Raw genomic sequence first — 16,730 nt, 5'->3', positions numbered from 1 at the left:
TGGTGTTCGGCACGGTGCTGATGGGCCGCATGCAAGGCGCCGAAGCGATTGACCGGGCGCTGGGGATTTTCATCAACACCTTGCCGTTGCGGGTGAATATCGACGGGCAGGATGTGTGCGCGGCAGTCAACGCCACCCACGCCCGGCTGACCACGCTGATGCGTCACGAACACGCACCGCTGGTCCTGGCCCAGCGCTGCAGCCACGTGGTGGCGCCGACGCCACTGTTCAGCACGCTGCTCAATTATCGTCACAGCCACAACGTCGCCACCGCCAGCGCCGAAACCCTCGCTGCGTGGCAGGGCATCACCACTCTGCATTCCGAAGAGCGCAGCAACTATCCGCTGACCCTGAGTGTCGATGATCTCGGCGACGCCTTCAGCCTGACCTTGCTGGCCAGCACGCAAACCGATCCGCAGCGCATCTGCGACTACCTGCACTGCGCGCTGGAAACCCTCGTGCTCGCGCTGGAGCAAGCGCCGCAGACGCCGGTCAATCAACTGCCGATCCTGCCGGCGGCGGAACTTGCGCAGGTGCTGCTCGACTTCAATGCCACCCATGTGGATTTCCCGACCGCACAGACCCTCCAGCAACGTTTCGAGACGCAGGTCGCCGAACGGCCGGAGGCGCTGGCGGCAGTGTTTGCCGACGCGCAACTGACCTACGCCGAACTCAACTCTCAGGCCAACGCCTTGGCACAGCATCTGATCGGTTTGGGCGTGAAGCCGGATGATCGCGTGGCGATCGTCGCCCGCCGTGGGCTGGACACCCTGGTCGGACTGGTGGCGATCCTCAAGGCCGGCGCCGGTTACGTGCCGATTGATCCGGCGCATCCGGCGGAGCGTTTGAACTACCTGCTCGACGACAGCGCGCCCGTCGCCGTACTGACCCAAAGCCATCTGCGCGAGCGACTGCCGGCGCTGAACGTGCCGGTGCTCGATCTCGATCACTGCACTTGGCCACTGACTGCCACACAAAACCCGCAGGTACCGGCCCTGAGCACCGAAAACCTGGCCTACGTGATCTACACCTCCGGCTCCACTGGTTTGCCCAAGGGGGTGATGGTCGAGCATCACACCTTGAGCAATCTGGTCGACTGGCACTGCACGGCATTCGATCTGTGCGCCGGGCGTCACACCTCAAGCCTCGCCGGTTTCGGTTTCGATGCGATGGCCTGGGAAGTCTGGCCGGCGCTGTGCGCGGGCGCGACCCTGCATCTGGCGCCGACCCACGAGGGCGGCGAAGACATCGATGCCTTGCTGGCGTGGTGGTGCGCGCAGCCGCTGGACGTGAGCTTCCTGCCGACGCCGGTGGCCGAATACGCCTTCAGCCAGAACCTCGAACACCCGACCCTGCGCACGCTGCTGATCGGCGGCGACCGCTTGCGCCAGTTCAATCGCAACCAGCATTTCGACGTGATCAACAACTACGGCCCGACCGAGGCCACGGTGGTCGCGACTTCTGGTCTGGTGCAAAGCGGCGACGCGCTGCACATCGGCAAACCACTGAGCAATGCCACGGTGTACCTGCTCGACGAACAACAGCGCCCGGTGCCGCTTGGGGTGGCTGGCGAGTTGTACGTTGGCGGTGCCGGGGTCGCCCGTGGCTATCTGAATCGCCCGGAAATGACCGCCGAGCGCTTTCTGCGTGACCCGTTCAGTCCCTTGCCGAATGCGCGGATGTACCGCACCGGCGATCTCGCACGCTGGCGCGAGGACGGCAACCTCGAGTACCTGGGGCGCAACGATGATCAGGTGAAGATCCGCGGCGTGCGCATCGAGCTGGGCGAGATCGAAACCTGCCTCAACCAGTTGCCGGGGATTCAGGAGGCGGTGCTGCTGGCCCGCGAAGACCAACCCGGCCAGCCGCGACTGGTGGCCTACTTCACCGAACAGGCGCAGGTCGAAGCGCTGCCGGTGGGCGAGTTGCGCGCGCAACTGCTCAACCGTTTGCCGGAATATATGGTGCCGACGGCGTTCGTCAAACTCGCCGCGCTGCCGCTGACCGCTAACGGCAAGGTCGACCGCAAGGCCTTGCCGGCGCCGGATCTCGCAGCGCTGTTCACCCGTGAATACGCGGCGCCCGAAGGCGAGGTGGAAACCGCGCTGGCGCAAATCTGGGGCGATGTGCTGCAGGTCGAGCGGGTCGGGCGGCAGGATCACTTTTTCGAACTCGGCGGGCATTCGCTGCTGGCGATGCGCATGGTGTCGCAAGTTCGCCAGCGCCTGGGTGTCGAGCTGGCGCTGAACGATCTGTTCGCCAACGCCGAACTGGCGGCGGTCGCGTCAGTCCTGAACGAGGCCGGACGCTGTGCCCAGCCGCAGATTGTGCCCGTCGCCCGTGACGGCGCGTTGCCGCTGTCGTTCGCCCAGCAACGCTTGTGGTTCCTCGCGCAAATGGAAGGCGCCAACACCGCCTACAACATTCCCGTGGCCCTGCGGCTGCGTGGCCGTCTCGACGACGCGGCGCTGCAACGCGCACTGGCGCGGATCGTCGCCCGTCACGAAACCCTGCGCAGCCGCTTCGCGCAATTCAACGACGAAGCGCAGGTGCTGATCGCCCCGGTGGACACCGGTCTGCTGCTGCGGGTCGAAGACCTGCGCCAGCACCCGCAGCCTGAGGAAACCCTGCAGGCGCTGATTCAGGGCGAAGCCTCGGGGCCGTTCGACTTGCAGGACGATCCGTTGATTCGTGGACGACTGGTACGCCTGGCCGACGATCACCATGTGCTGTTGCTGACCCTGCACCACATCATCTCTGACGGTTGGTCGATGGGCGTTTTGACCCGCGAACTGATGGCGCTGTACCAGGCGTTCAGTCACGGTCAGCCGGATCCATTGCCGCCGCTGGCGCTGCAATACACCGACTACGCGGTGTGGCAACGACGCTGGCTCAGCGGCGAGGTGTTGCAACGCCAGAGCGAGTACTGGCAACAGACCCTCGCCGGCGCCCCGGCGCTGCTGATGCTGCCGACCGATCGGCCGCGTCCGGCGCAGCAGGACTATGCCGGCAGCAGCGTCGCCGTAGTGCTCGACGAACGCTTGAGCGCCGGGCTTAAAGCCCTGGGCCAGCGCCACGGCGTGACCCTGTACATGACGCTGATGAGTGCCTGGGCGATGCTGCTCAGCCGCTTGTCCGGGCAAGCTGAAGTGGTGATCGGATCGCCGGTGGCCAACCGCACCCGCGCCGAGATCGAAGGCCTGATCGGCATGTTCGTCAACACCCTGGCGCTGCGCATCGACACCTCGGGCGAGCTGAGCGTCGAAGCGCTGCTGGCGCGGGTCAAGACGCAAACCCTGCAAGCGCAGGTGCATCAGGATCTGCCGTTCGAGCAGGTGGTGGAAATCACCCGGCCCGTGCGTAGCATGGCGCACAGCCCGTTGTTCCAAGCGATGTTCAGTTGGGACAGCGGCCACGGCGCCAGCCTGAGTTTGGGCGAGCTGACGCTGGAAAGCGTCGCTGAGCCGAGCCACTTTGCCAAATTCGATTTATCGCTGACGCTGGCGGAGGCGCCGGGCGGGATTCGCGGTGTGCTGGAGTACGCCGTCGCCTTGTTCGATGAGTCGACCATCGAGCGTTACGTCGGTTACTTCCAGCGACTATTGCAGGCGATGGTCAACAATGATCAAGCGGTGCTGGAGCAGGTGACGTTGTTGGCGGAGGACGAGCGTCAGCATCTGCTGTTCGATCTGAACGCAACCGCCGTCCCCCACGATCTCGAGCAGACCGTTCATGGTCGCTTCGAAACGCAGGTGTTGTGCACGCCAGACGCTGATGCCGTGGTGGCCGGTGAATTGCGTTTGAGTTATGCAGAGTTGAACCGCCGTGCCAACCAACTCGCCCATCACCTGCGCCAGTGCGGTGTGGGCAGCGATGCGCGGGTGGCGATCTGCGTCGAGCGCGGGCCGCAATTGCTGGTCGGTCTGCTGGCGATTCTCAAGGCTGGCGGCGCTTATGTGCCGCTCGATCCGGGGTATCCTGCCGAACGTCTGGCCTACATGCTTGAGGACAGCGCACCAGTGGCGGTGCTGGTGCATGCGCCGACGCGCGCGCTGATCGGCGAGTGGGCGGGCGTGCGGGTCGATTTCGACCAGTGCACCTGGCAAGACCTGGCGCAGAGCAATCCGTGGGTGCCGGACTTGAGTGCCGCGAACCTGGCTTATGTGATTTACACCTCCGGCTCCACTGGCACGCCGAAAGGCGTGATGGTCGAGCACCGCAACCTGGACAATCTGCTTCACTGGAGCGCCGGGCTGTGTGCGCTTTCTACCGGCGCCGCGCTGCTGCAGAAAACCCCGTTCAGCTTCGACGCCTCGGTGTGGGAGCTGTTCTGGCCGTTGAGCTGCGGCATGCGTCTGGTTCTCGCCGGGCCGGACGACCACCGCGATCCGGCCGCGCTGGTGCAGCTGATTCGTGAGCAACAGGTCAATGTCATCCAGTTCGTACCAGCGCTGTTGCAGGCATTCCTGGAAGTGGAAGACGTCGGTGAATGCAGCAGTCTGAGCGATGTGTTCTGTGGTGGCGGTGAGCTGACCGCCGCGTTGGTGCGCAGCGTGCGCGAGCGTCTGCCGCAGGTGCGCCTGCACAACGTGTATGGCCCGACCGAGGCCACTGTCGACAGCACCGTGTGGACGCTGGAACCTCATTCGCCGGTACCGCAAGGCGCGCCGCCGATTGGCAAACCGCTGTGCAACACCCGCGTGTACATCCTCGATGCTCATCAGCAACCGACGCCATTGGGTGTGGTCGGCGAGCTGTATCTCGGCGGCGTGCAGGTCGCACGGGGTTATCTGCATCGGCCTGAGCTGACGGCCGAACGCTTCCTCGACGACCCGTTCAGTGATCAGTCTGGCGCGCGCTTGTACCGCACCGGCGACGTCGCGCGGTATCTGGCCGATGGCAATATCGAGTATCTGGGGCGCAACGACGATCAGGTCAAGATCCGTGGTTTGCGTATCGAGCTGGGCGAGATTCAGGCGCATCTGGCGCATGTCGACGGCGTGCGCGAAGCGGCCGTGCTAGCCCGTGCAGATGTGGCGGGCGATCAGCGGCTGGTGGCGTATTACAGCGGCGAGTGTTTGGAGAACGATCAGCTACGCAGCCAAATGCTCAAGCATCTGCCGGATTACATGGTGCCTGCCGTGTTTGTGCATTTGCCGGCCTTGCCGCTGAGCCCCAACGGCAAACTGGACCGACAGGCTTTGCCGGCTCCGGATCAGACTGCACTGTTGACCCGCGAATATGAAGCCCCGATCGGTGAAGTCGAAACCGTCATCGCCGGGATCTGGGCCGAGCTGCTGAAGGTTGAGCGGGTCGGGCGCTTTGATCATTTCTTCGAGCTGGGCGGCCACTCGCTGTTGGCGGTCAATCTGGTTGCACGCATGCGCCGGGCCGGCCTGTCGGCGGATATTCGCGTGCTGTTCGGCCAACCGACGCTGGCCGCATTGGCAGGGGCGGTAGGTGGAGAACCCGATGCGGCAGTGGCGGCAAACCTTGTCCCGGCGGACTGCACGCGTATCACGCCTGAATTGTTGCCACTGGTGACGCTGGATCAAGCGACGATTGACCGCATCGTTGCGAGTGTCCCCGGCGGTGCCCGCAACGTTCAGGATATCTACCCGCTGGCGCCTTTGCAGACCGGCATCCTGTTCCATCATCTGTCGGCCGCGCAGGGCGACCCGTATGTGCTGCAGGCGCAGTTTGCCTTCGCCGACGAACAGCGTTTGCAGGCCTTCACCGATGCGCTGCAACGGGTGATCGAGCGCCAGGACATTCTGCGCACTTCGCTGTTCTGGGAGGGGCTGGAGGAGCCGGTGCAAGTGGTCTGGCGTCAGGCTTCGCTGAGCTGCGAGGCCTTGGAACCGGACACCGAAGGGGGGGACGTACTGAGCCAGTTGCGTAACCGATTCACCGTCGATAACTACCGCATGCCCGTCACCGAGGCACCACTGATGCGCGTGGTATATAGCCGCGATGTGTTCAATCAACGCGTGGTGGCATTGCTGCTATTCCATCATTTGGTCATGGATCACGTGGCACTTGAGGTGTTGCAGCACGAGATGCAGGCGTTTCTGCTCGGCAGCACCGGGCACTTGAGCGAACCGGTGCCGTATCGCAATTACGTGGCGCACACCCAGGCCGGTCTGAGTGAGCAAGAGCACGATAGCTTCTTCCGCGAAATGCTCGGCGCCATCGATGAGCCGACCTTGCCCTACGGTCAACATCTTGCCCATGACGGTCCCGCGCAGGAAGCGCAGTTGATGCTGGAAAACACACTCAGTCACAGCGTCCGGCAACAGGCACGGCGCTTGGGTGTCAGCGCCGCCAGCCTGATGCACCTCGCCTGGGCGCAGGTGCTGGGGCAATTGTCCGGGCGCGACGCCGTGGTGTTCGGCACGGTGTTGCTTGGCAGATTGCAGGGCGGCGAAGGCTCGGAGCGGGCGCTGGGTGTGTTCATCAACACCTTGCCGCTGTGCATCGAACTCAATGCGCACAGCGTCAAAGGGGCGGCGCTGGCCACCCATGAACGCCTGAGTCAGCTACTCGCTCATGAGCACGCGCAACTGGCGCAGGTGCAGCAGTGCAGTGCGATGCCGGCGGGCACGCCGCTGTTCAGCACACTGCTCAACTATCGTCACAGCAGTCCGGTCAGGCCGATATCCGCCGAGGTGCAAGCGGCGTGGCAGGGCATGCAATTGCTGGCAGCCGAGGAGCATACCAACTATCGCCTGACCCTCAGCGTTGACGATCTCGGTGAAGGCTTCAGTCTGAAAGTATTGGCCGGGGCCGGCATCGATGCGCAGCGTATCTGCGGGTACATGCAGGCTGCGTTAAGCGTGTTGCTCGGGGCGCTGGAGCACACGCCGCATGTGGGTTTTGACCGGTTGTCGATCCTGCCGGTGCACGAGCGTGAACAGTTGCTGGCGGGCTTCAACACGACCGGGGCTGACTACCCCCGAGGGCTGACGATTGCCCAACGTTTCGAAGAGCAGGTTGCCGAGCGTCCGCAGGCCGTGGCAGCGCTATTTGCGGGGCAGCCGCTGACTTACTTGCAGCTCAATCGCCAGGCCAATGCGCTGGCGCATCACTTGATCGAATCAGGCGTGAAACCTGATGATCGTGTGGCCATCGTCGCCCGCCGAGGGCTGGATACGTTGGTCGGTCTGGTCGCCATCCTCAAGGCAGGCGCCGGCTATGTGCCGATCGATCCGGCGCATCCCGCCGAGCGGATCAGCTATTTGCTCGGCGACAGCGCGCCGGTCGCGGTGCTCACTCAAAGCGATCTGCACGAGAGACTACCGGCGCTGACCGTGCCAGTGATCGATGTCGACCTGTGCGCATGGCCGGCGCAGGCGCAGCACAACCCTGCGGTGCCGGGACTGAGCGCTGCGCATTTGGCCTACGTGATCTACACCTCGGGTTCGACCGGTCTGCCCAAAGGGGTCATGGTCGAGCATCAGACGCTGTCCAATCTGGTCGACTGGCACTGTGAAGCGTTCGATTTACGCGCCGGCAGCCACACCTCAAGCCTTGCCGGGTTTGGCTTCGATGCGATGGCGTGGGAAGTCTGGCCGGCCCTGTGTGTGGGCGCGACGGTGCACTTGGCGCCGACCCATGACGGCACCGAAGACATCGACGCGTTGCTCGAATGGTGGCGCGGGCAACCGCTGGAGGTGAGCTTCCTGCCAACGCCGATCGCTGAATACGCGTTCAGCCAGAACCTCGATCACCCGACTTTGCGCACCTTGCTGATTGGTGGCGACCGCTTGCGCCAGTTCAACCGCGACCAGCGCTTCGCCGTGATCAACAACTATGGCCCGACTGAAGCCACCGTGGTCGCCACTTCCGGGCGTATCGACGTCGGCGTCGCGTTGCACATCGGCAAACCGGTGGCGAACGCGGCGGTTTACCTGCTCGACGAGCAGCAACGCCCGGTACCAATGGGCGTCATGGGCGAGTTGTACGTGGGTGGTGCGGGGGTGGCTCGGGGGTATCTGAACCGCGCCGATCTGACCGCCGAACGCTTTCTGCACGACCCCTTCAGCCCCTTGCCGAATGCACGCATGTACCGCACCGGTGACCTTGCCCGTTGGCGCGAAGACGGCTCGCTCGACTACCTGGGGCGTAACGACGACCAGGTGAAAATCCGTGGCATGCGTATTGAACTGGGCGAGATCGAGACCCGGCTCAATCAGCTCCCCGGTATCAACGAAGCGGTGCTGCTGGCCCGCGAGGACCAACCCGGCCAGCCGCGACTGGTGGCCTATTTCACCGAACAGCCGGGGGCCGAGCCACTGGCGGTGGGCGAGTTGCGCGAGCATCTGCTGGCGCAGTTGCCGGACTACATGGTGCCGGCAGCGTTTGTCCGGCTCGAAGCTTTGCCGCTGACCGCCAATGGCAAGGTCGACCGAAAGGCGTTGCCGAAACCGGATCTGGCCGCGCTACCCACCCGCGAATACGCGGTGCCGCAAGGCCAGTTGGAAACCGCACTGGCGCAGATCTGGGCCGAAGTGCTGCAAGTCGAGCAGGTCGGCCGTCACGATCACTTTTTTGAACTAGGCGGTCATTCGCTGTTGGCGATGCGCATGGTCTCGCTGATCCGTCAGCGCCTCGGGGTCGAACTGGCGTTGAGTGAGCTGTTTGCCGATGCGCAATTGAGCGCAGTCGCTGAAGTATTGAATCGTGCCGGGCGCAGCGCGCTTCCGGACATTGTGCCGGCACCGCGTGATCAAGCGTTGCCGATGTCCTTCGCCCAACAACGCCTGTGGTTCCTGGCGCAGATGGCGGGTGGCAACTCGGCGTACAACATTCCGCTTGGCCTGCGCCTGCGTGGGCGGCTCGATGTCGAAGCCTTGCAGCGCGCGCTGACGCAGATCGTTGCGCGGCACGAAACCCTGCGCAGCCGTTTCGTCAGCATCGACGATCAGGCGCAGGTGACGATTGCACCGGTCGACAGCGGCCTGCTGTTGCAGGTGGAAGACCTGCGTCAGGATCCACGGGCCGAAGCCACGGTGCAGGCACTGCTCGCGCAGGAAGCCGCGACTGCCTTCGATCTGCAGCACGATCCACTGATTCGCGGACGCCTGATGCGTCTGGCTGACGAGCACCATGTGCTGTTGCTGACCGTGCATCACATCGTCGCCGATGGCTGGTCGATGGGTGTGCTGACCCGTGAGCTGATGGCGCTGTATCAGGCCTTCAGTCAGGGTCAGCCGGATCCATTGCCGCCACTGGCGCTGCAATACGGCGACTACGCCGCGTGGCAGCGGCGCTGGCTCAGTGGTGAAGTGCTGCAGCGCCAGAGCGATTACTGGCAGCAGACCCTCGACGGCGCACCCGCGTTGCTGACCCTGCCCACCGACCGTCCGCGTCCGGCACAGCAGGATTTTGCCGGCAGCAGCGTCGAAGTACGGCTCGACGAGCATCTGAGCGCCGGGCTCAAAGCCTTGAGCCAGCGTCACGGCGTGACCCTGTTCATGACCCTGATGAGTGCCTGGTCGTTATTGCTGAGTCGTTTGTCCGGGCAGTCCGACGTGGTGATCGGCTCGCCGGTGGCCAACCGCACCCGGGCCGAGATCGAAGGCCTGATCGGTATGTTCGTCAACACTCTGGCCCTGCGCATCGACACTTCCGGCGAGCCGAGCGTGGCCACGCTGCTGGCGCGGGTCAAGGCGCGCACGCTGGAGGCGCAGGCGCATCAGGATCTGCCGTTCGAGCAAGTGGTGGAAATCGCCCGGCCGGCGCGCAGTCTGGCGCACAGCCCGCTGTTCCAGAGCACGCTGAGCTGGGACAGCAGCGTCGGCCCGCACCTGGCGCTGGGCGATCTGAGCCTTGAAGGGATCGCTGCGCCGGGCCGGGTGGCCAAGTTCGACCTGACCCTGACCCTGGGTGAGGTCAACGGGGGGATTCGCGGATCGCTGGAATACGCCACGGCATTGTTCGATCAAGCGACCGTCGAGCGTTATGTCGGCTACTTGCAGTGCCTGCTGGCGGCGATGGTCAACGATGAGCAGACAGTGCTGGAGCGGGTGCCGTTACTCGCCGAGTCTGAGCGTCAGCGCTTGCTCTACGACTTCAACGCCACGGCACGCGAATACCCGCAAGCGCTGACCGTGCACGGGATTTTCCAGCAGCAGGCAGCGGCGCATCCGAAGGCGGTGGCGGCGGTGCATGGCGAGCATTCGCTGAGCTATTTTGAGCTGAACGCCCAGGCCAACCGTCTGGCGCATCACTTGATCAGCCAAGGCGTGCACCCCGGCGACCACGTGGCGATCCTGTTGCCGCGTTCGCTGGAACTGCTGGTGGCGCAGCTGGCAATTGCCAAGTGCGCGGCGGCCTATGTGCCGCTGGATATCAATGCCCCGAGCGAGCGGCAGGCGTTCATGGTCGAGGACTGTCAGGCAGCGGCGTTGCTGACCCTCAGCAGTGAAGTCATCGACTACGCCGCGCCACGCATCGACCTCGACCGCTTGACCCTCAGTGGCCAACCGACGCACAACCCGACCCTGGCGCAGTCCTCGGAGTCGCTGGCGTACATCATGTACACCTCCGGCTCCACCGGCACCCCGAAAGGCGTGATGGTGCCGCACCGCGCCATCGGCCGCCTGGTGCTGAACAATGGCTACGCCGATTTCCATGCGCAGGACCGCGTGGTGTTCGCCTCCAACCCGGCGTTCGACGCCAGCACCATGGACATCTGGGGGCCATTGCTCAACGGCGGGCGTGTGGTGGTCATCGATCACCAGACCCTGCTTGATCCAAACGCGTTCGGCCATGAGCTGAGCGCCTCCGGGGCGACCGTGCTGTTCGTCACCACCGCGCTGTTCAACCAGTACGTGCAGCTGATTCCGCAGGCGCTGAAAGGCCTGCGCATTCTGCTGTGTGGTGGTGAGCGTGGCGATCCGGCGGCGTTCCGTCGACTGCTGGCCGAGGCGCCGGCGCTGCGCATCGTGCATTGCTACGGCCCGACCGAAACCACCACTTACGCCACGACGTTCGAGGTGCACGAAGTGGCGGAAAACGCCGAGAGCGTGCCGATTGGCGCGCCGATCTCCAACACTCAGGTGTATGTGCTCGACGTGCATCAGCAACCAGTGCCGATGGGCGTGACCGGCGAGTTGTACATCGGCGGGCAGGGCGTGGCGCTGGGTTATCTGAACCGCGCCGATCTGACCGCCGAGAAGTTCCTGCAGGATCCGTTCAGCGAGCAACCGGGCGCGTTGCTGTATCGCACCGGCGACCTCGCACGCTGGCTCGCACCGGGGCAGCTCGACTGCATCGGGCGCAATGACGATCAGGTGAAGATTCGCGGTTTCCGTATCGAGTTGGGCGAAATCGAAAACCGCCTGCTCAACTGCCACGGGATCAAGGAAGCCGTGGTGCTGGCGCGCCGCGATGGTCAGGACATCACGCGTCTGGTGGCGTACTACACCGCGCACGCCGGACGCCTGGACAGCGCCGATCTGCACGCGCAGTTGCTGGCGCGACTGCCGGAATACATGGTGCCGTCCGCGTGGGTGCAATTGGATGTCCTGCCGTTGAACAACAACGGCAAGGTCGACCGCAAGGCGCTGCCGGCGCCGACGCAGGCAGCGATGCTCAGCCGGGTGTATGTCGCGCCGATCTCGGCGCTGGAAGACCATTTGGCGCGGATCTGGGCCGGTTTGCTGCAGCTCGAACAGGTCGGTCGTCACGACAACTTCTTCGAACTGGGCGGGCATTCGTTGCTGGCGATGCGCATGCTGTCGCAGGTGCGCCAGCAGTTGGGCGTCGAGCTGACACTCGCCGGGTTGTTCGCCAACCCCGAGCTGGCCGCTGTCGCCGAGGTGCTGAGCCGGGCAGGGCGCAGTACCTTGCCGGAGATTTTGCCGGCACCCCGTGATCAGCCATTGCCGCTGTCCTTCGCCCAGCAACGCCTGTGGTTTCTGGCGCAGATGGACGGCGGCCACAGCGCCTACAACATCCCGGTCGGTCTGCGCCTGCGCGGGCGGCTGGATGAAGACGCGCTGCAACGGGCACTGGCGCGCATCGTCGCCCGTCACGAAACCCTGCGCAGCCGCTTCAGCCAGATCGACGATCAGCCGCAGGTGCTTATTCTGCCGGCCGAAACCGCTCTGTTGCTGGCGGTAGAAGACCTGCGCCAGCACCCGCAGGCTGATAATGCCTTGCGCGGTCTGATCGAAGAGCAGGCCTGCGCCTCCTTCAATCTGCAGCACGATGCGCTGCTGCGCGGACGTCTGGTGCGTCTGGCTGATGATCATCATGTGCTGTTGCTGACGCTGCACCACATCATCGCCGATGGCTGGTCGATGGGTGTGCTGACCCGCGAGCTGGCGGCGTTGTATCAAGCGTTCAGCCGTGGCGAGGACGATCCGCTGCCGCCGCTGGCGCTGCAATACACCGATTACGCGGTGTGGCAGCGACGCTGGCTCAGTGGCGAGGTGCTGCAGCGCCAGAGCGATTACTGGCAGCAGACCCTGGCCGGCGCGCCGGCCTTGCTGACCCTGCCCACCGATCGTCCGCGTCCGCTACAGCAGGACTACTCCGGCAGCCGCGTCGATGTGGTGCTCGATCAACACTTGAGTGCCGGTTTGAAAGCGTTGTGTCAGCGTCGCGCGGTGACGCCGTACATGGTGATCATGAGCGCATGGGCGATGTTGCTCAGTCGTTTGTCCGGGCAAAGCGACGTGGTGATCGGCTCGCCAGTGGCCAACCGCACCCGGGCCGAGATCGAAGGCCTGATCGGCATGTTCGTCAACACCCTGGCGCTGCGCATCGACACCTCGGGCGAGCCGAGCGGCGAGGTGTTGCTGGCGCGGGTCAAGGCGCAAACCCTGGACGCTCAGGCGCATCAGGATCTGCCGTTCGAGCAAGTGGTGGAAATCAGCAAACCGCTGCGCAGTCTGTCGCACAGCGCGTTGTTCCAGACCATGTTCAGTTGGGACAACAACGACGGCCCGAGCCTGACCCTCGGCGACCTGACTCTGGAAGGCGTGGCCGGCGAAAGCCACTTTGTGAAATTCGACCTGTCGCTGAGTCTTGGCGATTCGCACGACGGGATTCGCGGTTCGTTGCGCTATGCCACTGCCTTGTTCGATGAGGCGACGGTGCAGCGTTTCGTCGGCTACTTCCAGCGACTGCTGACGGCGCTGGTCAACGATGATCAGGCCGTGCTGGCGCAAGTGCCGTTGCTGGCACCGCAAGAGCAGCAGCGCTTGCTCATCGACTTCAACGCCAGCGCCGTCGATTGCCCGTTGGAGCAGCCACTGCACGGCTTGTTCGAAGCGCAAGTGCGGCGCAAACCGGACGCTGTCGCGCTGCAATCCGCGCAAGGCAACCTGACCTACTGCGAGCTCAATCAGCGCGCCAACCGCCTGGCCCGGCACCTGCGCGCACAAGGTGTGCAGCCGGATGCGCGGGTGGCGATCTGCGTCGAGCGCGGGCTGGATCTGATCGTTGGTCTGCTCGGCATCCTCAAGGCTGGTGGTGCCTATGTGCCGCTGGATCCGGGGTATCCGGCGGAGCGTCTGGCCTACATGCTCAAGGACAGCACGCCAGTGGCGGTGCTGGTGCAGACCGCTACTCGCGGGTTGTTCGATGACGCGGCCGCCACGGTGATCGACCTTGACCAGAGTACCTGGCAGCACCTGCCGGATCATGATTTGCAGGTGCCTGGTCTCAGCGCCTCGAACCTCGCTTACATGATCTACACCTCCGGTTCCACCGGGCTGCCGAAAGGCGTGATGATCGAGCATCGCAGCGCGTGCAACATGGTGCATTGGGGCTCGCAGAAGACTCCACCGACCGAGCACGGTGCGCTGCTGCAAAAAGCACCGCTCAGCTTCGACAATTCGGTGTGGGAGATCTTCTGGCCGCTGTGTTCCGGCATGCGACTGGTATTGGCGCGACCGGACGGCAACCGCGATTCGGCCTATGTGGTGCAGACCATTCGCGAGCAGCAGGTGACGGTGGTCAAGTTCGTCCCCGCGTTGCTCCAGCACTTCATCGAGCAGGACGGTGTCGAACAATGTACCAGCCTGACCGATGTGCTTAACGGTGGCGGTGAACTCAGTGCGGCGCTGGCGCGACAGGTGCGCGCGCGGCTGCCTTGGGTGCGTTTGCATAACATGTATGGTCCAACCGAAACCACGGTTGACAGCACGGGATGGACGCTGGAACCGGACATGCCCGTGCCGGACAACGTGGTGCCGATCGGCAAGGTGTTGAGCAATAGCCGATTGTACGTGCTGGATGTTTACGACCAGCCAGTGCCACAAGGCGTCATCGGTGAGTTGCATATTGGCGGTGTCGGCGTGGCACGCGGTTATCACGGGCTGCCGGAAATGCAGGCTGAGCGTTTCATCGTCAGTCCGTTTGTGCCGGGCGATCGCCTGTACCGCACCGGGGATCTGGTGCGCTACAACAACGACGGCGAGCTGGAATTCCTCGGTCGCAACGATTTCCAGATCAAGCTGCGTGGCTTGCGTCTGGAACCGGGTGAAATCGAGTCGCGGTTGATCGAACATCCGGCAATTCGCCAAGCCGTGGTGATGGTGCGCGATGAGCGTCTGGTGGCCTGGTACACCGTGCGCGCCGGCGTTGAGGTGCCATCGTTGGAGACCTTGCGCGCCCATGTGCTGGAGCGCCTGCCGGAATATATGGTGCCCGCTGCGTTTGTGCTGCTTGATGCGCTACCGCTGATGCCGAACGATAAGGTCGACCGCAAGGCTCTGCCGGAACCTGGGGCAGACGCGGTTATAAACCGCCCATACGTGGCGCCACAGGGTGAAGTCGAAACCGCGCTGGCGCAGATCTGGGGCGAGGTGCTCGGCGTCGAACAGGTCGGACGGCACGACAACTTCTTCGAACTGGGCGGGCATTCGTTGCTGGCGGTGAAGCTGGTCAATCTGCTACAACGGGCCGGACTGCAACTGTCTCTGGCCGAACTGTTCCAGCATCCGAGCATCGAGTCTGCCGCCACGCTGCTCAGTCAGGATGAGGCGCTCAGTCAGCCAGACGGGCTGGTCGTGGTGCGTGCCGGGGCGCACGGTACACCGCTGTTCCTGATGCATGAATTCAGCGGCAGGGACGTCTATTTCCCGACGCTGGCCCAGCACATCGGTGGCGAGTTCCCGATTTACGGCCTGCCCGGCGTGCCGCTGGGGCAAGCGCAATTGCGCACGCTGGAGTGCATGGCGCAGCGCATGGTCGGAATCATCCGTTCGGTGCAGCCACACGGGCCGTATCGGCTGGCGGGCTGGTCGTTCGGTGGAGTACTGGCGCACGAGGTCGCCCAGCAATTGCTCGGTCTCGATGAACCGGTGGAATTTATTGGCATGCTCGACAGCTATGCGCCAAACCCGCTCGCCCAGGACAAGGCCATGTGGAGCGGCGAGGGCCTCGACAAACGCCAGTTGCTCGGCCATTGCCGTGGGCGTTCGCTGATGCTCGGTGCCGAAAGCGAGGCGGCGCTGGCGGCGGTGCAAGCGCTGGAAGCGCAAGTCGAACAACTGGATTTCCTCGAGTTGTTCAAGCGCTGTCAGGCGCAGCAACTGACCGATCCGGAACTGGCGACGGTCAGTGCGGCGGACGCCTGGCATTACTTTGATCGTGAAGCGGCGCATCGTCTGGCGCTGGCGGATTACCGGGTCAGCCCGGCGAGTCAGCCAATTCACCTGTTTCGTGCCCAGGAGCTGATTGATGGCCAGTCCGAGCCGAGCCCGACTCGCGGCTGGGAAGAGCGCTTCGATATGGGCTTGTTGCGCTGCATCGATATCCCCGGCGATCACCGGTCCATGATGAAGCACCCGCACATTCAGGCGCTCGGCCAGGCCATCACTCAGGCGCTGGAAACCCTGGTGACGCCGGAACCGACGCTGTATCAACCGCTGCTGACGATTCAGACCGGGCAGCCGGGGCATGCGCCGATTTTCTGTGTGCCGGGGGCGGGTGACAGTGTCACCGGGTTCATTCACCTGACCGAAGCGATCGGCCCGGAGTGGCCGATCATCGGCCTGCAACCGCGCGGGCTGGACGGCGTCAATGTGCCGCACAGCGCGGTCGAAGCCGCTGCGGCGTTCTACCTGCAGGCCATCGAACAGATCCACCCGCAAGGGCCGCTGCACCTGATCGGCCATTCGTTCGGCGGCTGGGTCGCACATGCCATGGCCGCGCAGTTGCAGGCGGCCGGGCGCGAGGTGGCTTCGCTGACGTTGATCGACAGCGAAGCGCCGGGCGGTGACGGCACGGCGGGCAAGCCGTACACGGCCACTGCCGCGCTGCAACGGTTGATCGACACCCTGCAATTGTCCTGTGGCAAGTCGCTGGGCATCGATCCTGCGACCTTCGCCAACGCCGACGACACCACGCAATTGCGCCTGCTGCACGCTGGCATGGTGCGCGCCGGGGTGTTGTCGGAGCGGGCGGCGCCGAATGCGATGCACGGCCCGGTACGCACGTTCGCCAGCGCCTTGCGCACGGTCTATCAACCGCGTCTGGCCTACACCGGGCCGGTGCGGCTGGTGCTGGTCGATGACCCGACGCTGGACGAGTGGGGCAATCAGCGCGAACAGGCGGCAGTGCTCGAAGGCTGGCAGCGGCAGGTCAGCGATCTGGCGGTGTGGTACGGGCCAGGCAACCACTTCACGATTCTCAAGGCACCCAACGTCTTCAGTTTCGCCGCGTGGTGGCATGACGGTCTGGCACTGGCGGTTGGCCAAGTGCTGTCCTGA

At 64.3% G+C, this 16,730-nt stretch carries 1 protein-coding gene (only partly in view); it reads left to right on the top strand.

From position 1 onward, the window contains the following. Positions 1-16,730, top strand: partial view of a non-ribosomal peptide synthase/polyketide synthase gene (locus BW33_RS14880; protein ID WP_047599791.1) — the 3' portion only. It extends 1,111 nt beyond the left edge of the window; only the last 16,730 of its 17,841 coding nucleotides appear in the window; its start codon lies off the left edge, out of view; its stop codon occupies positions 16,728-16,730.

The organism is Pseudomonas sp. RIT288 (assembly GCF_000631985.1).
In the GTDB taxonomy this organism is placed as follows: domain Bacteria; phylum Pseudomonadota; class Gammaproteobacteria; order Pseudomonadales; family Pseudomonadaceae; genus Aquipseudomonas.
This window is presented reverse-complemented; position numbering and strand designations above follow the sequence as displayed.